The sequence below is a fragment of the Asanoa iriomotensis genome (assembly GCF_016862515.1).
Classification (GTDB): domain Bacteria; phylum Actinomycetota; class Actinomycetes; order Mycobacteriales; family Micromonosporaceae; genus Asanoa; species Asanoa iriomotensis.
This window is the reverse complement of record NZ_BONC01000111.1, coordinates 1-18,494: the sequence shown is the minus strand read 5'-3', so window position 1 is coordinate 18,494 and position 18,494 is coordinate 1. Positions and strand designations below refer to the sequence as shown.

13 protein-coding genes are annotated in these 18,494 nt (G+C 71.2%); 11 read left to right on the top strand and 2 right to left on the bottom strand.

Annotated elements, in window-relative coordinates; genetic code table 11:
* Together Air01nite_RS38600 and Air01nite_RS38595 are read right to left on the bottom strand one after the other, a co-directional pair.
* Window positions 1-1,449, bottom strand: a complete 1,449-nt coding sequence (locus Air01nite_RS38600) for a pyridoxal-dependent decarboxylase (protein WP_239091262.1) — start codon at window positions 1,447-1,449, stop codon at window positions 1-3.
* Between the two features lie 12 nt (window positions 1,450-1,461).
* Window positions 1,462-2,604: an epoxide hydrolase family protein gene (locus Air01nite_RS38595; RefSeq protein ID WP_203708371.1), complete on the bottom strand. Its 1,143-nt coding sequence runs from the start codon at window positions 2,602-2,604 to the stop codon at window positions 1,462-1,464.
* Between the two features lie 29 nt (window positions 2,605-2,633).
* On the opposite strand from Air01nite_RS38595, the gene Air01nite_RS38590 reads away from it, so the two are divergent.
* The 11 genes from Air01nite_RS38590 (at window position 2,634) to Air01nite_RS38540 (ending at window position 18,441) form a co-directional block, all read left to right on the top strand.
* A complete protein-coding gene (locus Air01nite_RS38590; RefSeq protein WP_203708370.1) occupies window positions 2,634-3,125 on the top strand; it encodes a GNAT family N-acetyltransferase in 492 nt (163 codons plus the stop codon).
* Complete coding sequence (locus Air01nite_RS38585; protein ID WP_203708369.1) at window positions 3,122-3,853, top strand: SDR family oxidoreductase; 732 nt, start codon at window positions 3,122-3,124, stop codon at window positions 3,851-3,853. The genes Air01nite_RS38590 and Air01nite_RS38585 overlap by 4 nt, the downstream gene beginning before the upstream one ends.
* Before the next feature lie 209 nt (window positions 3,854-4,062).
* The gene (locus Air01nite_RS38580) at window positions 4,063-9,813 is read left to right on the top strand and encodes a ThuA domain-containing protein (protein ID WP_444541819.1); all 5,751 of its coding nucleotides are present in this window, start codon (window positions 4,063-4,065) and stop codon (window positions 9,811-9,813) included.
* A 20-nt stretch (window positions 9,814-9,833) separates the two neighbouring features.
* Window positions 9,834-10,355, top strand: a complete 522-nt coding sequence (locus tag Air01nite_RS38575; protein WP_203708367.1) for a hypothetical protein — start codon at window positions 9,834-9,836, stop codon at window positions 10,353-10,355.
* A gap of 56 nt (window positions 10,356-10,411) precedes the next feature.
* Window positions 10,412-11,305, top strand: a complete 894-nt coding sequence (locus Air01nite_RS38570; protein ID WP_203708366.1) for a MerR family transcriptional regulator — start codon at window positions 10,412-10,414, stop codon at window positions 11,303-11,305.
* A gap of 50 nt (window positions 11,306-11,355) precedes the next feature.
* The gene (locus tag Air01nite_RS38565; protein WP_203708365.1) at window positions 11,356-13,056 is read left to right on the top strand and encodes a GAF domain-containing protein; all 1,701 of its coding nucleotides are present in this window, start codon (window positions 11,356-11,358) and stop codon (window positions 13,054-13,056) included.
* A 71-nt stretch (window positions 13,057-13,127) separates the two neighbouring features.
* Entirely contained in the window at window positions 13,128-13,988 is an 861-nt protein-coding gene (locus Air01nite_RS38560; RefSeq protein WP_203708364.1) for a class II fructose-bisphosphate aldolase, read from the top strand.
* The gene (locus Air01nite_RS38555) at window positions 13,985-14,761 is read left to right on the top strand and encodes an HAD-IA family hydrolase (RefSeq protein ID WP_203708363.1); all 777 of its coding nucleotides are present in this window, start codon (window positions 13,985-13,987) and stop codon (window positions 14,759-14,761) included. The genes Air01nite_RS38560 and Air01nite_RS38555 overlap by 4 nt, the downstream gene beginning before the upstream one ends.
* Window positions 14,758-15,399, top strand: a complete 642-nt coding sequence (gene dhaL / locus Air01nite_RS38550; protein WP_203708362.1) for a dihydroxyacetone kinase subunit DhaL — start codon at window positions 14,758-14,760, stop codon at window positions 15,397-15,399. The genes Air01nite_RS38555 and dhaL overlap by 4 nt, the downstream gene beginning before the upstream one ends.
* Window positions 15,400-15,410: 11 nt before the next feature.
* Complete coding sequence (dhaK, locus tag Air01nite_RS38545; protein ID WP_203708361.1) at window positions 15,411-16,406, top strand: dihydroxyacetone kinase subunit DhaK; 996 nt, start codon at window positions 15,411-15,413, stop codon at window positions 16,404-16,406.
* Window positions 16,407-16,866: 460 nt separating this feature from the next.
* Window positions 16,867-18,441, top strand: coding sequence for a hypothetical protein (locus Air01nite_RS38540; protein WP_203708360.1), 1,575 nt, complete (start codon window positions 16,867-16,869; stop codon window positions 18,439-18,441).
* Window positions 18,442-18,494: the final 53 nt, after the last annotated feature.

Below are 18,494 nucleotides of genomic sequence, written 5' to 3'. Positions count from 1 at the left end.
CTAGCTCTTCGGGGAGTCGGCCAGGATGTCGCTGGCGGCGGTCGAGAGGAGTGACCAGGCCTCGTCGATGTGTGACTCCGTTGTCTGCGGCGCGCCCACCGCCAGGCGGAGGGCGTAGGCGCCATTGACCTTCGTGTGGGTCAGGTAGTAGCGGCCCGTCGCGTTGATTCGCTCCAGGAGCGACTCAGAGGCCGCGTCGCCCGCCCGCAGGCGGAAGCAGACCAGCGAGAACGGGTGCGGGGCCACGATCTCGAAGCGGTCGTCCGCCGCGACGTGGGTCGCGAAGCGCTGGGCCAGGGCGACGTGGCCGCGGATGTGGGCCTGCAGCCCGGCGGCGCCGTACCAGCGCAGGACGAACCACAGCTTCAGCGCGCGGAAGCGGCGGCCCAGCGGCACGCTCCAGTCGCGGTAGTCGATGACCGCGCCCGACTCCGTGGCCACGTTGCGTAGGTATTCCGGCATGACCGTCAGCGCCGACACCAGGGCCTCGCGGTCTGCCACCCAGAAGGCGTCGCAGTCGAACCCGGTCAGCAGCCACTTGTGCGGGTCGAAGCAGTAGGAGTCGGCGAGTTCCAAGCCCGAATGGGTCCAGCGCAGCTCCGGGCAGACGGCAGCCGCGCCCGCGTAGGCCGCGTCCACGTGCAGCCAGACGCCGAACTCCGCGCAGATCCGGCCGATCTCCGGCAGCGGGTCCACCGCCGTGGTCGACGTCGTGCCGATGGTGGCCACGACGACCGCGGGCCGGCAGCCTGCCGCCACGTCAGCCGCCAGGGCCGCCCGCAGCGCGGCCGGGCGCATCGCCAGCGTCGCCGGGTCGACCTCGATCTGGCGGACCCCGGTCTCGCCGATGCCGGCGATCCGGGCCGCCTTCTCGATCGACGAGTGGCCCTGGGTCGACGTGTAGACCGTGTAGCGCGAGCCGCCGATCCCGTCCGTGCGCCACGTGCCGCCGCCCGCCCGGTGCAGGCCCGCCAGCGTCGCCACCAGCGCCGCCGACGAGGCCGAGTCCTGGATCACGCCGCCGCCGGCCGACGTCGACCGGAAGCGCTCCGGCAGGTCCAGCAGCGACGCCAGCCAGTCGAGCATGACCGTCTCGACCTCGGTCGCCGCCGGGCCCGTGGCCCAGAGCATGCCCTGGACACCGAGGCCGGCACCGACCAGGTCGCCCAGCACGCTCGGCCCGGACGTGTTGGCCGGGAAGTAGGCGAAGAAGCCCGGGTGCTGCCAGTGCGTCATGCCGGGCAGCACGATCGCGTCCAGGTCGGCCCGCAGGCCCGCGAAACCGTCACCCTCCGCCGGCGGCCGGTCGGGCAGCCGCGCGGCCACCGCGCCCGGCGGGTCGGTGGGTCGCACCGGGAACGAGCCCACCGAGGACCAGTAGTCGGCGACCCAGTCGACCAGCTCGTGGCCGTGCCGGCGGAACTCGTCGGGTGTCATGTGCCCTGCCATGCACCGAGTCGATCAAGCATCACCCCCCGAACGCAACACGCTCCCGAAGAACTCCGCTATGTCGCCCGCCACCAGGTCGGGCTCCTCGGCCGCGGCGAAGTGGCCGCCGCGCGGGAACACCGTGCGCCGGCGCACGTCGTAGAGCCGGGCGGCCCACTCCGGCGGCGGCACCCCCTCGGGGACGAACTCGTTGGCGAACACCGCCGTCGCCGTGGGCACGGTCACCCGGTCGGCCGGCCCGATCGCGTCGGGATGCCACCGGTTGTCCCAGTAGTCCCGCATCGACGTGGTGATCGAGCCCGTCGCCCAGTAGACGGTCAGCAGCGTCAGGAGAAAATCCCGGCCGAACCGCGCGTCCACGTCACCGCCTGTGTCACCCCACGACCGCCACTTCTCCACGATCCAGGCCGCCAACCCCGCCGGCGAGTCGGTCAACCCGTAGCCCAGCGTCTGCGGCCGCGTGCTCTGGATCGACGAATAGCCCCGCTCCGTGCTGTCCCACGCCTCGGTGTGCCGGACATAGGCCTCCTCGGCCGCCGTCAGGGGCGCAGCCACGTGCGGCCAGACCTCCGGCGTCGTCAGGTGGATGCCCAGCATCCGCTCCGGCGCGGTCAACGCCATCCAGGTCGCCACACCCGCACCGAAGTCACCGCCGTGCGCCCCGTAGCGGGCATAACCGAGCGAAGACATCAGCCCGTGCCACAACCCCGCCACCCGGCTGTAGGTGACCGGACCCGCGGGCCGCGGCGTGAACCCGTAGCCCGGCAACGACGGCACCACCACGTCGAACGCGGGCCCCGACGCCGGATCGGTCAGCCGGTCGACCAGCGGCAGCATCTCCACGAACGCGCTCGGCCACCCGTGGGTCAGCACGATCGGCACGCCACCCCCACCCGCCGCCCGGACATGCACGCAGTGGATCTCGACCCCGTCGACCGGGACGACGAACTGGGCGTACGAGTTGAGCCGGCGCTCGGCGAAACGCCAGTCGAACCCGTCGGCCCAGTAGGCCAGCAGGCCGCGCAGATAGTCGAGATCGGTGCCCTGCTCCCACGGCGCACCGGGCGCGGCCGGCGGCCACCGGGTCGACCGGATCCGGTGACGCAGGTCGTCGAGCACGGCCTCGGGGACGTCGACGAGAAAAGGCTGCGGCATAGGCGGGAACCTACTTCTAGGGTGTGACAATGCCCGCCGTCCAGCTCACGCCGCTCGACGACGACCTCACGGAGCGCCTGCTCGCCGTGGCCGTCGCCGATGCCGACCCCACCGAGGTCATCCCGCCGGTCGACGGACCACCGGGCTGGATCGCCCGAAGGCAGCAGTTCTTCCGCGCCTTCCACCGCGAGCGCCAGCCCGGCCTCGCCGGGCCGCTGCGCACCGTCATGTACGCGATCACCACCGACTACCGAATCGTCGGCATGATCCGCCTGACCCTGGACGAGACCGGCCAGGAGGCGGAGGTCGGCATGTGGTTGGCCCGGTCGGCCCGCGGCCAGGGCCTGGCCACCGAGGCCCTCAGGCAGCTCCTCGACGAGGCCCGGCGCGCCGGCGCGCGTACCGTCAAGGCCGACACGACGCCCGAGAACCAGGCCGCGCAGGCGGTCCTGCGCCGCGTCGGCGCGGACCTAGTGGAAGAGAAGAGCAAGATCTACGCACGGTTGGAGCTCGACACGTGAAGGTCACCATCGTCACCGGCGGTTCCCGCGGCATCGGCGCCGCCACCTGCCGCCGCCTCGCGGCCGCCGGGCATGCCGTCGCCGTCGGCTACCGCAGCGACGCCGTCGCCGCCGCGACGGTGGTGGAGGAGATCACCGCGAGCGGCGGCCAGGCGCTCGCGATCCAGGTCGAGACCGCCGACGCCGCACAGGTAAAGACCCTGTTCGAGACGGCCGAGGCGAAACTCGGACCGGTGACCGGTCTCGTCAACAACGCCGGTGTCGGCAGCCGGATCGGCCGCTTCGTCGACCTCGACGAGCAGGACCTCCGCCGCGTCGTCGAGGTCAACGTCGTCGGCGCCGTCCTGTGCGCCCGCGAGGCGGCCCGCCGCATGACCGACGGCGGGTCGATCGTCAACGTCTCGTCCGCCGCCGCGACCCTGGGCAGCCCCAACGAGTACCCGCACTACGCCGCCAGCAAGGCCGCTGTCGACGCCCTCACGCTGGGTCTGTCCAAAGAGCTGGGCCCGGAGAAGATAAGGGTCAACACGGTGCAACCAGGGGTCATCTTCACCGACTTCCACGGCACCCAGAGCGGCGAGCCCGGCCGTGCCGACCGGGTCGGTCCGAGTGCCCCGCTGGGCCGCGCCGGCTACCCCGACGAAGTCGCCGCGGCCATCGCCTGGCTGCTCAGCGACGATGCGTCCTATGTGACCGGAGCGACCATCCGCGTCGCCGGCGGGAGATGACGTTACTTAAACGTTACATGCAAATACATCGCGCAAGTCTTGTCTTCCCCTTGATCCACAAGGGTTAATCATCAGGCAGCGATCAATCCACCTGGGCGTTCGGTCTTCGGCGAGCCGAGCACCCGGGCCGTCACCGCGTGCGGAGGAGTGCCTTCGTGTCCGTCCATCGCCGAACATTCAAGAGAACCCTGATCAGTCTCGGGGCCAGCCTGGCCCTGGTCGCCGGCGTCCTCGTCGCCGGCCCCGCCCCCGCCAGCGCCGCACCGGCGCCCGGCGCGCCGTACAACGTCCTGGTCTTCTCCAAGACCGCCGGTTTCCGGCACGACTCGATCCCGGCCGGCATCGCGGCGATCCAGCAGTTGGGTGCCAACAACGGCTTCTCGGTCACGGCCACCGAGGACGCCGCCGCGTTCAACGACGCCAACCTCGCCAACTTCGCCACCGTCGTGTGGCTGTCGACCACGGGTGACGTGCTCAACACCGACCAGCAGGCGGCGTTCGAGCGCTACGTCCGTGCCGGCGGCGGCTACGTGGGTGTGCACGCCGCTTCCGACACCGAGTACGACTGGGCGTGGTACGGCTCGCTCGTCGGCGCCTACTTCTCGGCGCACCCGAGCAACCAGAACGCCACCATCAAGGTCGAGGACCCGGCGCACCCGTCCACCGCGGACCTGCCGGCGGAGTGGAACCGCTTCGACGAGTGGTACAACTTCCGCACCAACCCCCGCGGCACCGTGCACGTGCTGGCCAGCCTCGACGAGACCAGCTACTCGCCGGGCTCCGGCGCGATGGGTGCCGACCACCCGACCGCGTGGTGCCAGGACTACGACGGCGGCCGCTCCTGGTACACGGGCAGCGGACACACGCAGGAGTCGTACGCCGAGCCGAACTTCCTCAACCACCTGCTCGGCGGCATCGAGACCACCGCGGGCGTCGTCGACGCCGACTGCTCGGCCAGCAAGACGAGCAGCTTCGAGAAGGTGACGCTCGACAGCAACACCCAGAACCCGATGGAGCTCGACGTGGCTCCCGACGGCCGGGTGTTCTACGCGGAGCGCGACGGCCGGCTCCAGGTCATCTCGCCGACCACCGGCCTGACCACGACCGCGGCCACACTGGACGTGTTCACCGGCAACGAGGACGGCCTCATCGGCGTGCGCCTCGACCCGGACTTCGCGACCAACAACTGGATCTACCTCTACTACGCGCCGGACGGCGGTGCGCCGCGCAACTACCTGTCGCGGTTCACGGTCAGCGGCAACACCGTCGACCTGGCCACCGAGAAGGTGGTCCTCCAGGTCGACACCCAGCGCAACACCTGCTGCCACGCGGGCGGCAGCATGGCCTTCGACAGCGCCGGCAACATCTACCTGGCCACCGGTGACAACACCAACCCGTTCGAGTCCAACTCGTTCAGCCCGATGGACGAGCGGCCGGGTCGCCAGGACTTCGACGCGCAGCGCTCCTCCGCCAACACCAACGACCTGCGCGGCAAGATCCTGCGGGTCCACCCGGAGGACGACGGCTCGTACACGATCCCGGCCGGCAACCTGTTCCCGGCCGGCACCGCGCAGACCCGTCCCGAGATCTTCGCGATGGGCTTCCGCAACCCGTTCCGGATCGGCATGGACCCGAAGACCGACACGCTGGTCGTCGGTGACTACGGTCCGGACGCCGGTGCCGCCGACCCCAACCGGGGCCCGGAGGGCACCGTCGAGTGGAACATCGTGGCGCAGCCCGGCTTCTACGGCTGGCCCTACTGCCACGGCAACAACTACGCGTACAACGACTTCACGTTCCCGAGCGGACCGAGCGGGCCGAAGTTCAACTGTGCGGCGATCGTCAACGACTCGCCGAACAACACCGGCCTGCGCAACCTGCCGCCGGCGATCGCACCCACCATCGACTACGACTACAGCGGCAACCCGCTGTTCCCGGAGATCGGTGGCGGCGGCGCGCCGATGGGCGGCCCGGTCTACCGCTACGACGCGAGCAACACGTCGGACCGCAAGTGGCCCGCCTACTACGACGGCAAGGCCATCTTCGGTGAGTGGAACCAGAACAAGATGTACACGTTCCAGCTCACCGACGACGCGCACGGCCTGGTCGACATCAACCAGCTCCTGACCGGGATGACGTTCCTGCGCCCGATGGACTTCGAGTTCGGGTCCGACGGCGCGCTCTACCTGATCGAGTGGGGCAGCGGCTTCGGCGGCAACAACGACAACTCCGGGATCTACCGGATCGACTACGTGGCGGGCGACCGTGCCCCGATCGCGGTCGCGACGGGCACCCCGACGAGCGGTCCGTCGCCGTTGACGGTCCAGTTCTCCAGCGCCGGGTCCCGTGACCCGGACGAGGAGGAGATCACCTTCGCCTGGACCTTCGGCGACGGTGGCACCTCGACCGATCCCAACCCGACACACACGTACACGGCGCCGGGCAACTACACCGCCCAGCTCACCGTGACGGACCCGGGCGGGCGGACCGCGGTGGCCAACGTGCCGATCACCGTGGGCAACACCGAGCCGACCGTGTCGATCACGTTCCCGCCGGACGGTGGCTTCTTCAACTGGGGCGACCAGGTCGAGTACACGGTGACCGTGACCGACCCCGAGGACGGCACGATCGACTGTGACCGGGTGAAGCTCCAGTACTACCTGGGTCACGACGAGCACGCCCACCCGCTGCAGAGCCAGACAGGCTGCACGGGCAGCATCCAGACCTCGCTCTCGTCCGGGCACGGCGCTGACGCCAACGTGTTCGGCGTGTTCGAGGCGACCTACACCGACGGTGGCGGCGCCGGCGGGGCCAACCCGCTCACCGGCCGCGACATCGAGCAGCTCCAGCCCAAGCGCAAGCAGGCGGAGTACTTCTCGGCGACCGGCCGGGCACCCGACGGCATCGGCGGCGGCGACCCGGGCGTGCAGCGGGAGACCACCGGCGACACCCAGGGCGGCTTCCAGAACATCGGCTTCATCGAGGACGGTGACTACTGGACGTTCGACCCGGCCAACCTGACCGGCATCTCGGGGCTCCGCTTCCGCGTCGCCTCGGCGACGAGCGGCGGCCGGATCGAGGTCCGTTCGGGCGCGGTCGACGGCACCCTGGTCGGCACGGTCGACGTGCCGGGCACCAGCGGCTGGCAGTCCTACGTGGACGTCACGCTGCCGGTCAGCAACCCGCCGACCACCAGCGGGCCGCTGTTCTTCATCGCCCGCAACCCGGCCGGCAACACGGGCCAGGGCTCGGTGTTCAACGTCAACTGGGTCGACTTCCTCGGCCGCGGCGTGACCGACAACGCGCCGCCGGTGGTCACCGCGTCCGGCAACCCGACGTCCGGCACCACGCCGCTGGTCGTCGAGTTCAGCGGCACGGCGACCGACGAGGAGGGCGACAACCCGCTCACGTACGCCTGGGACTTCGGTGACGGCACGACGGCCAACACGGCCAACGCGTCGCACACCTACACCCAGCCTGGCACGTTCACGGCCACGCTGACCGTGACCGACAGCCGCGGTGCGGCGGCGTACGCGACGGTGCCGATCCGGGTCGAGGCTCCGAACACGTCCTGCTTCGGGGCGAACTCGGACAACTTCGACGGCACAGCGCTGGATCGCGACCGGTGGACCACGATCGTCCGGGAGAACCAGACGTACTCGGTGGCCGGTGGCGCCCTGCGCCTGCCGACCCAGGCGGCGGACCTCTACGGAGCCCGCACCGACGCCGGCAACATCGTGCTCCAGCCGACCCCGGCGGGCCCGTGGCAGGCGACCACCAAGGTCACCGTGCCGATCACCGGCAACTACCAGCAGGCGGGCCTCGTCGTGTACGGCGACGACGCCAACTGGGCCAAGGTGGACTTCCTCTTCGCCGACTACCGGCGGGTGGAGTTCATCCGGCAGACCGCCGGCACGCCACGCAACGAGGCGGCCGACAGCACGCCGGTGACGGCGACGGGCGACACGGTGTTCCTGCGCCTGATCTCCGACGGCACGAACCTGACCGCCCAGTACTCCACCGACGGCGTGACGTTCACGCCGGCCGGCCGGAGCGCCGCGCTGGCCGGGATCAACAACCCGAGGATCGGCCTGTTCGCGCTCAACGGCGGCACCGGTGCGCCGGTGGTCAACGCTGAGTTCGACTGGTTCCAGATCACGCCGGACGAGGCCGGTGCCGAGGTCGAGCCGAGCGACGAGTTCACCGGCACAGCCCTCGACAAGTGCCGCTGGGACGCGGTCGTCCGCGAGGACAACACCGCCTACCAGGTCGCCAACGGCTCGTTGACCATCAACGTGCCGAACGGTGACATCTACACCGGCAACAACACCGGACCGACCAACTTCATCCTGCAGAACGCGCCCGCGGGCGACTGGACGCTGGAGACGAAGGTCGACGGCAGCCAGCTCAACGAGCAGTACCAGCAGGGCGGCCTGATGGTGTACGGCGACGACGACAACTACGTCAAGTTCGACTACATCGTCGACAACACCGCCGGCCAGCCGGTGGCGCGGCGGATCGAGTTCCGCAGCGAGATCGCCAGCGTGGTGCAGAACCCGCAGCCCCAGGTCACCAACCTGACCCAGGGCATCTGGCACCTGCGCCTGGTCAAGGCGGGCGACACCTACACGGCGTCGTACTCCGCCGACGGCACCACCTGGACGACGTTCCCGGAGACGCTGACCAACGCGGCGATGTCCGCGCCCAAGGTCGGCCTGTTCAGCCTCGGCGCGGCACAGACCGCGTCGAAGCCGATCTCCTTCGACTACTTCCGCGTCTCGACGGGCGGGCAGGAGCCGCAGGACACCACGGCGCCGGTCACCACGGCCGCCGTGGCGGGGACGGTCACCAACGGCTGGCACACCGGTCCGGCGACGGTCACGCTGACCGCGGCGGACGAGACCGGTGGCAGCGGGGTGGCGAGCACCGAGTACCAGCTCGACGGTGCGAGCACCTGGACCGCCTACACGGCGCCGATCGTTGTCACGGGTGACGGGCCGCACGAGGTGCGGTTCCGCTCCACGGACGAGGCCGGCAACGTCGAGGCGTCCAAGTCGGTCGCGCTGAAGATCGACACCACCGCACCGGTGACGGCGGCGACCTTCGCGCCGGCCACCGACGACGGCTGGCACAACGGCGCCGTCCCGGTCACGCTGACCGCGACCGACGCCGGGTCCGGGGTGTCCAAGGTGGAGTACGCCCTCGACGGCGGCGCCTGGACCCCGTACACCGTGCCGGTCGACGTCACCGGCAACGGCCAGCACGAGCTGCTCTACCGCGCCACCGACACGGCCGGCAACGTGGAGACGCTCAAGTCGGCGATCATCAAGATCGACGGTGACAAGCCGACGGTGATCATCGGCGGCCTCGCCGACGGCCAGCTCTACGGCGACAGCCAGGACGTCCGCGTGACGTACCAGGCGGTCGACCCGACCTCTGGCCTGAAGAGCGTGGTCGGCACCCTCGACGGCGCGGCGTACCCGGCCAACAAGCTGCAGGCCATGTTCGAGCTCCCGCTCGGCCTGCACACGCTGACCGTGACCGCGACCGACAAGGCCGGCAACGTCACCACCACCGATGTCCGGTTCTACGTCACGACGTCGTTCCGCGACATGCAGTTCCTGCTCGACCGCTTCAAGGCGACCGGTTGGCTGACGCAGAAGGCGCACAAGCAGCTTGGAGCCAAGCTCCAGACCGCGCGCGATGCGGAGGCGAGCGGCAACGACACCAAGGCGATCAAGGCGCTGCGTGAGCTGATCACGCTGGCCAACAACGCCAATCTGGTGCCGAACGCCGAGGTCAGGGACGTGGTGGTGCGCGACGCCAACGCGATGATCGTCCGCCTCGGCGGCACGGCCAGCGCGGCGGCGACCAAGGCCAACGACGGCAAGTCGCTGAAGGGAGCCGGGCGCGTCGCCGGCGACCCGGCGCGGCAGGTCGCCGGCGGACCGTTGAACTAACCAGGTAAAGGGGATCCGGGATGAGCGTCATGCGGCGACTGGTGGTCGCGGTTGTCTCCGCCGCGCTGCTGGCGCTCGTCCCGGGCCTTCCGGCATACGCACACGACGGACCCGTCACGCTCGACGTCGCCGGCGACGGCGCGGGGGGCGTGACGGTCCGCGCGATCTTCACGAAGGACAAGCACCCGGTCGAGACCGGCGTGAGCCTGGTGCTGACCGGGACGGGGGAGGACGGTCGCACGGTCGGCCCGATCCCGCTCGCCCCGTCCGCGGAGGGTCAAGGCTTCTACACCAGCGGTCCGGTGCTCACCCCTGGCTCGTGGGACGTCACGGTGACCGCGCCCAACCCGCACCCCGGCAAGGCGTCGGTCAAGGTCCAGGCCCAGGTGGCACAGCAGATGCCGCCACCGGCCGGCACCGCCGGCGACGAGTCGCCGACCGGCAGCTTCGCCTGGCTCTGGTGGCTGGGCGGCGCCGTCCTGGTCATCCTGATCCTGGCCGCCATCGCCCAGTCCCGCACCAAGGCGAAAGCCCGCGTCTAGGCCCGCCCCGCCAACCGTTGACCCGTACCCCAGGGTCCGGGTTTAGCATCTCGCTCATGCGGGTGGGGGAGCTGGCACGCCGGACGGGCACGACCATCCGCGCCCTGCGCTACTACGAGTCGGTCGGGCTGGTCGTGCCGCGGCGCCTCGGCAACGGCTACCGCGAGTACGACCCGATCGCGGTCCGCATGGTCGCCCAGATCCGCGAGCTGATGACGCTCGGGCTCAGCGTGGAGGAGACCCGCCCGTTCGTGGAGTCGATCGCCGCCGGCTCCGACGACGCCGACGTGTGCGCCGCGGCGGTCGCGACGTACCGCGGCACGATCACCGCCCTCCAGGAACGCATCGGCAAGCTGACCGCGCAGCGCGACGCCCTCGACGCCCGCCTCGACGCGGCCGCCGGTCGGGTCGTGACCAGCGGCCCGGCGCCCGCCGCGGACCCGCACCGGTTGGTCGGCCGGACGCTGCCGCGGACCAGCTTCTACGCCACCGACGGCCGGCCCGTCGACCTCGGCGCCCTGGGCCGGGGCCGCAGCGTCATCTTCGTCTACCCCCTCACCGGCCGGCCCGGCGTCGACCTGCCGAACAGCCTGCTCGAGGTGCACGGCGCGCTCGGCGGCACCGAGCAGCCGGCCTGGTTCCGCGACCAGCACGCCGAGATCCGGGCCGCCGGCGCGGAGCGCGTCTACGGGCTGTCGGCGCAGTCGACCGGCTACCAGCGCGAGCTCGTGCACCGGTTGCGGCTGCCGTACCCGCTGATCCCGGACCCGCGCCTGACCCTGGCCGCCGCGCTCGGGCTGCCCACCTTCACCGCGGGCGACATGACGCTCTACGAGCGCCTCACCCTGATCGTCGCCGACGACGTCATCGAGCACCTCTTCCACCCCATCCTTCGTCCCGCGTCACACGCGTTGGACGTCCTGCGCTGGCTCACCAAGAAGCGCGGCTGACCTACGCCGTTCCGGTTGTCCGCGGCCTGCCGCGGGCAGACGATCGGGGAGTGACCGCCCGGGACGTCGCGGCGCTGCACAGCGTTGCCGAAGAGCTGGCCGGTGAGCTGCTGGCACGGCCGTTGCTGGAGCGCATCCTGAGCCGGTGCACCGAGCTGCTCGGCTGCGACGCGGGGTCGATCTCGAGCGTCGACGAGGCCGCCGGCACCTACCGCAAAGAGGCCGAGATCGGCGTCACGTGCCAGTCCGGGCGCGTCTTTCCGCTGTCGGAGGGCATGACCGGCGAGGTCGTACGGCGGCGCGGGCCGGTCTGGTTCGACCGGTACGCGGACGTGGTGGGCGGCCACCTCGACGACGCCGAGAGCGAGCAGGCCGTCATCGGGGTGCCGATCGAGTGGCGGGGCCGCATCATCGGCGCCTGCGTGGTGTTCGGCCGGCCGTTCGACGCCGACGACGCCGAGCTGCTGCGCGGGTACGCCCGGCAAGCCGCGGTGGCGCTGGTCAACGCCAACTCGCACGAGGCCGCCGAGGAGCGCGCCCGCCTGCAGGCCGCGGGCGCGGAACGGGAGCGCCTCCTCGTCGAGGTGCAGGGCCTGCTCGACAAGGGCCTCGTCGACCTGAACGCCGCGCTCGACCAGGCCGAGCGGGTCGCACCGGACGTGATCAGTGCGCATCTGCGCCGCGCCCGGGCCGAGGCCGAGAGCACGATGACCGAGGTGCGCCGGTCGCTGGGCGCCGCCGGCCACTCACCGCTGGAGGACCGGACGCTCGAGGACGCGCTGCGCGACGAGCTCGCGTGGGCGCAGCGGGCCCGCGGCGCCGACGCCCGCCTGGTGATCGCCGGCGCGCCCGTGCCGCTGGACCGGGCGCTGGCCGAGCACGTGCTGAGCGTGGCGCAGGAGGCCCTGTCGAACATCGTGCGGCACTCCGGCGCGTCCACGATCCGGCTCGGCCTCGTCTACAACTCCGCGGCCCTGGCGCTGCTCGTACAGGACGACGGTCGTGGTTTCGAGCTCGCGCCCGACGACCCCGGCCTCGGCCTGCCCCGGATCGCCGAGCTGGCCAGCAGCGTCGGCGGGTCGGCCACCGTCGAGTCCGTGCCCGGCTGGGGCACCAGCGTGCGGGCCGGGTTCCCGTACCAGCGCCCGACCGGCACCGACCCCGAACGCGTCGAGGTGCTGGTGGTGGCGGCCCAACCGCTGACCCGCGCCGGCCTGTCGCGGCTGCTCGCCTGGTCGGGCGAGACCGTGTCCGTGGTCGGCGAGGCCACCGGAGCCGACGCGCTGTCCACCATCCACGCCCAGGTCGTGGTGGTGGGACCCGACCTGCCCGGGCAGGCCGAGCTGATCGGGCGGATCACGGACGCGGACGGCGGGCCGGCCGTGGTCGCCATGTGCGCCGCGGGCGATCACCGCGCGGTCGCCGAGGCGCTGCTCGCCGGCACGCACGGCTGCGTCGAGGCCACCGCCGACGGCCCGACGCTGGCCAGGGCGGTCGTCGCCGCCTCGCGCGGCGAGTCGCTGGTGCCGGACACCGGCGTCTGGGCGGGCCGGCTCACCAGGGAGGCCAACCCGGCAAAGCTGACACCCCGGGAGATGGAGGTGTACGCGCTGCTCTGCCAGGGCCTGTCCGACAAGATGATCGCCGCCCGGCTGACCATCGCGGTCAAGACCGTGGAGAAGCACGTCGGCGCCGTGCTACGCAAGACCGGTGCGCGGGCCCGCGGCGAGCTGATCGCCCGCCGACGGTAGGGACGTTACCCATCCCGTGCGGGTGGTTTCCCTGATGCTGGGCCCCCGGTCGCGCTTCTAGCGTTCGCCGTATGGGTGTGGTGACGCTGAAGGAGATCGTCGATCCCGCGATGCGCGACGGCTACGGCGTACCCGCGATCAACATCGTCAACGACCTGACGCTGGAGAGCGTGCTGGCCGGTGCGGTCGAACGCCGGTCGCCGGTGATCATCCAGACGTCGGTGAAGACGGTGAAGTCCATCGGGTCCGACACGCTGTACGCGATGTGGAAGGCCATGACGGCCGGCATCGAGGTGCCGGTCTGTCTCCACCTCGACCACTGCCCGGAACGCGCGGTGATCACCGAGTGCCTCGACAAGGGCTGGAACTCGGTGCTCTTCGACGGGTCGACCCTCCCGGTCGAGGAGAACCTGCGGCAGGTCATCGAGGTGGTCGCCGAGGCACGGGCGCACGGCGCGCACGTCGAGGGCGAGATCGAGGCGATCAAGGGTGTCGAGGACGACGTGGGTTCAGACGAGGAGTCCAAACGGCAGTCGCTGGACGTCTCCGTCAACTTCGTCGAGACGTCCGGGGTCGACGTGTTCGCGCCGTCGATCGGCAACGCGCACGGGGTCTACTCGAAGACGCCCCAACTCGACGAGCAGCGGGTCACCGACCTCGTCGAGGCGACCGGCGTGCCGATCGCGCTGCACGGCGGCACGGGACTGACCGACGAGCAGTTCAAGGACCTGATCGCCCGCGGCTGCGCGAAGGTCAACGTGTCGACGGCGCTCAAGGTCACGTACATGAAGTCGAACCTCGCCTTCCTCAAGGAGACCGAAGAGAAGGGCAAGTGGGACCCGCCGTCGCTGTTCCGGCACGTCGCGGCCGACGTCACCGCGATGGCCGAGGGCTACGTCGACCGGTTCGGCAGCGCGGGGCGGGCCGCATGACCGCCCTGATCTTCGACTGCGACGGCGTGCTGGCCGACACCGAGCGCCACGGGCACCTGCCCGCGTTCAACCAGACGTTCGAGGAGTTCGGCCTCCCGGTGCGGTGGAGCGAGGAGGAGTACGGGCGCAAGCTCGCGATCGGTGGCGGCAAGGAGCGGATGAAGAGCCTGCTGACGCCCGCGTTCGTCGCTTCCGCTGGACTGCCTACCGACCCCGAGGGGCAGGCGGAGGCGGTGGCCGCCTGGCACAAGCGGAAGACCGAGATCTACACGGCCATGGTCGCGGCCGGCAAGCTGCCCGCCCGGCCGGGCGTCGCGCGGATCGTCGAGGAGGCGCACTCCGCCGGCTGGCCCTTGGCGGTCGCCTCGACCTCGGCGGAGAAGGCCGTGCGGGCGGTGGTGGAGCATGACGTCGGCTCCTCGCGGGCCGCGGACTTCACCGTGCTCGCCGGCGACGTCGTGCCGCACAAGAAGCCGGCACCGGACATCTACCTGCTCGCGCTGTCGCGGCTTGGCCTGTCGCCGGAAGAGGCGGTCGTGGTCGAGGACTCCCAGAACGGGCTGGAAGCGGCGCGCGCTGCCGGGATCCCCTGCGTCGTCACGGTCAACGGCTACACGAAGGACGAGGACTTCACCGGCGCGGCGTTCGTCGTCGACTCGCTCGGCGACCCGGGTGCCCCGCCGATCCAGGTGCTCGCCAATCACAGCCCGGCTCAGCCCGGCGCGTATGTGACGCTGGCCGATCTCGCGGCCGTCGAGGGGGACAAGGGATGACCGACAAACTGCTGCCGCCGGTCGAGTTCGTGGTGCTGACGATCGCGAAGACGGCTGTCGCCAACGAGAAGTACTTCGGTGAGCTCGACGCCGTCGTCGGCGACGGCGACTTCGGCTACTCGCTCGCGCGGGGTTTCGAGCTCGTCGTCCGGGACTGGGACACCTTCGACCGCACCGACACCTCGACGTTCCTGCGCAAGGTCGCGGTCGTCGTCACCGGTCGCGTCGGCGGCACCTCGGGACCGTTGTGGGGCACGGCGTTCATCCGCGCCGCTTCGGCGGCGGCCGGAAAGACCGAAGCGGACGGTGCGACCGCCGTGGCGATGCTGCGGGCGGCGATCGAGGGCATCGCGGCCCGCGGCAACGCCAGCCTGGGCGACAAGACCCTGCTCGACTCGCTCTCCCCGGCCACGGACGAGATCGAGCGGCAGGTGGCGGCCGGCAGCGACGGTCCGACGACGGTACGGGCGGCCGCCGGCGTGGCCCGCGCCACCGCGGACGAGACCGCCAAGCTGCAGGCGCGCCGCGGACGGCAGGCGTACACGGGCGAACGCAGCATCGGCAGCGTCGACCCGGGAGCGACCGCGGTCGCCGTGATGTTCGAAGCCCTGGCCGAGACCTGGCCCGCCGGATTCTGAAAGGGAGCGTCATGAAGAAGTTCGTCAACGACCCGAACCAGTACGTCCCCGAGATGCTCACGGGCATCGCGCTGGCCAACCCGGACACGCTCCGGTACGTGCCGGAGTACAACCTGATCATGCGGGCGGACGCGCCGAACGACAACAAGGTCTCGATCATCCAGGGCTCGGGCTCAGGGCACGAGCCGGCCCACGTGATGAGCGTCGGCAAGGGCATGCTCGACGCCGCCTGCCCGGGGGACGTCTTCTCCGCGCCGCCGATGGACTACGTGCTGGAGACGAGCAAGATGCTCGCGTCGCCCAAGGGCGTGCTCCACCTGATCAACAACTACACGGGCGACCGGATGGCCTTCGACATGGGCAAGGAGATGGCCGAGGCGGAGGGCGTACGGATCGAGACGGTCCTGGTCGACGACGACGTCGCGGTGTCGGACTCCACGTACACCGTGGGTCGTCGGGGTGTGGCGGGCAACTTCTTCGTCATGAAGGTCGTCGGCGCGGCGGCCGAAAAGGGCGCCGAGATCGACGAGCTGGTCCGCCTGGGCGACAAGGTCAACTCGGTGACCCGCACGATGGGCATGGCGCTGACGTCCTGCACGCCGCCGGCCAAGGGCTCACCCCTGTTCGACCTGGGCGCCGACGAGATGGAGATGGGCGTCGGCATCCACGGCGAGCCGGGCCGCCGCCGGGAGAAGCTGCACAACGCCAACGAAATCGTCGACGAACTTCTGGACGCGGTGGTCCCGGACCTCCCGTACAAGCAGGGCGACGACGTGGCTTTGATGATCAACGGCCTTGGGGGTACGCCGATCAGCGAGCTGTACCTGCTCTACGGCCACGCCCACGAGCAGCTCGAGGCCCGCGGGATGCACGTCCGCCGCAACTACGTGGGCGAATACTGCACGTCGCTCGACATGGCGGGCGCGTCGCTGACGTTGGTCAAGCTGGACGACGAGATCGTCAACGGCCTGGAGGCCCCGGCCGAGACCGCCATCCGCACCTTCTGACTCGAATCCCTCGGTCGCCGTGCCAGTTGCGCACCGCTGGCACGGCAGCCGAGCGTCAACGGCGGTCTGCCTTCTTGTGCCGCAACGTGTCGAGCCGGCGCGCAGGTCCGCTGAACTCACCGATGCGGAAGCGGTAGCCCGCCAAGTCAATGCCCTCCAGCCCGGTACGGACACGTTTCGAGCTACGCGCACCGACGAGCTGCTGACCGCCGGTGGGCCGAACCCGTCTGTTCAAACCGGCGATCGCCGCCCACCCTCACTCCCCGACATGGACATCCGTGACCAGGAACAACGGTCCTGAGGTCTCCAAATCGGCCCGGCAACCTTGTAGCATGCGGCGGACGACGGGCGGCCGGCGGAGCGCGGCTTCGGTACGACTCGGCGGGCGGCACCGCCGGGTCGGGCCGCCGCCGAGGCGCCGGTCAGGCCGGGGCCGGAATGAGAGAGGAACCTGCTCGGCGTGTTCCAGGAACCGAACCGGACCCGGATGACTGGCGGAAGCTCAACCGGCGGGGTGCAAGGCGTCGACCCGCCGGAGGGGTGGGACGCCGAGCTGGCCCGGGCGGTGCGGCGGGTCGCCGTACTGCGCACGGGGTTCTACGTTGTCGTGCTGCTCGTCGCGCTCGGGGGCCAGGTGTCCGGGGCGATGGAACGGCTCGGCATGCCGTGGTACATCGCCCTCCCCGCTGTTGGCGCGCTGGAGCTGGGCGGCATCGTGGTGCTGGCGAACGCCGACGTACGCCGTCGACTGGGCGAACGGGCGATGCTGTCCCGCGTGCTGTCTGCTGGCATCGCCGCCGGCGCGGTCGCCTTCAACTGGCTGGCTCACAGCAACCACCTCGAAGGCGGCTTCTACGCGGGCATGTCTCTGCTCGGTTATCTGGTGTGGCTGATGAACACCGAGAACCAGCGGCGGGACCGGCTGCGCGCCAGGCAGCAGCTGCCACCCACCACACCGGCGTACGAACCGGTCGGGCACTGGCTGCGACAGCCGTGGCTGACCCGCCGTGCCCGCTCGCTGGCCAAGGCCGACCCCGGCCTCGGGCTGTACGGCTCCCTCGACGCGGCCCGCGCGCAGATTCGCGGCGAGCGGCGGCAGGCGGCGCTCAGCAAGGTGTTGCACCGCAAGATCACCCGAGCGCTGGACGCCACCACTGCGGACATGGCCATGGCGGTGTACGACCTCGACGAGATCGCCCGACGGCTGGCCGAGCAGGCGGACTACGACGGGCTCACCGCGCTGATCGCCGCCGATCTGGCACCTGCGCGCGTGTTGGCCGGGAACCTGCCGGCGGGCGGCCGTCGCCGGCGGTGGCGTCGGTCCGGTCAATCCGACCCCGTCGCACTAGCCTCGGCCACGCGGCTGCTCGCCGATACCCCGCAGCGGCCGCTCGTCCACGTCCCCGACCCGGTCACGGCGGCGGCCCCCGCGCCGGACACGGCCGCCGCACCCCCTTCCGCGGACGCCGCCTCCGTCGGCTCAGCGGGGCCAGGGTCAGCCGGGGACGCCGTTGCGCAGGCGGCCGCCACCGCGCAGGCGCGAGACGGTGCCGAGCGCCCGGGATCGGAACGGTCCCCGGCGGCCAGGCCCGATCGAACCGACCGGCAGGTGGAGGACAACACGGGGCAGCTCACCTCGACCACTGACCAGCCCGACCCGCCCCGCGCCTCCGACTGGGCAGCGCTGCAGGCGGAGCTCGCCCAGCTCCTGCCGGCAACCGCACCGCGCCGAACGCCTCGCAACGGGGCAGGCCGGTCGGCCACCGGCCCGATGGAGGCATCGTCGGCCACGGACGCGCCAGGCTCCGTGGCGGAGCCGGCCGACACCGCGCCGCCGGCAACGACCAGTGGTCCACCGATGACGCGAACCGAGACGGCGCGGGCACGCGTGGCCCGAGCCGCCGACCCCGCGGCCGAGCCGGTACCGATCGCGCCAGTCACGCGAGAGCAACCCCCGGTGGCCGGGCGGAACCTGCCGGACCTGGTAGACACCGCGGCGAGCCGTACCACACCGCCCATCGCTCATCGGCCATGAGAGCTCTCGGCACCCAGAGTGACCCGCCCTCGATTAGGACCGGCGAATCTCTG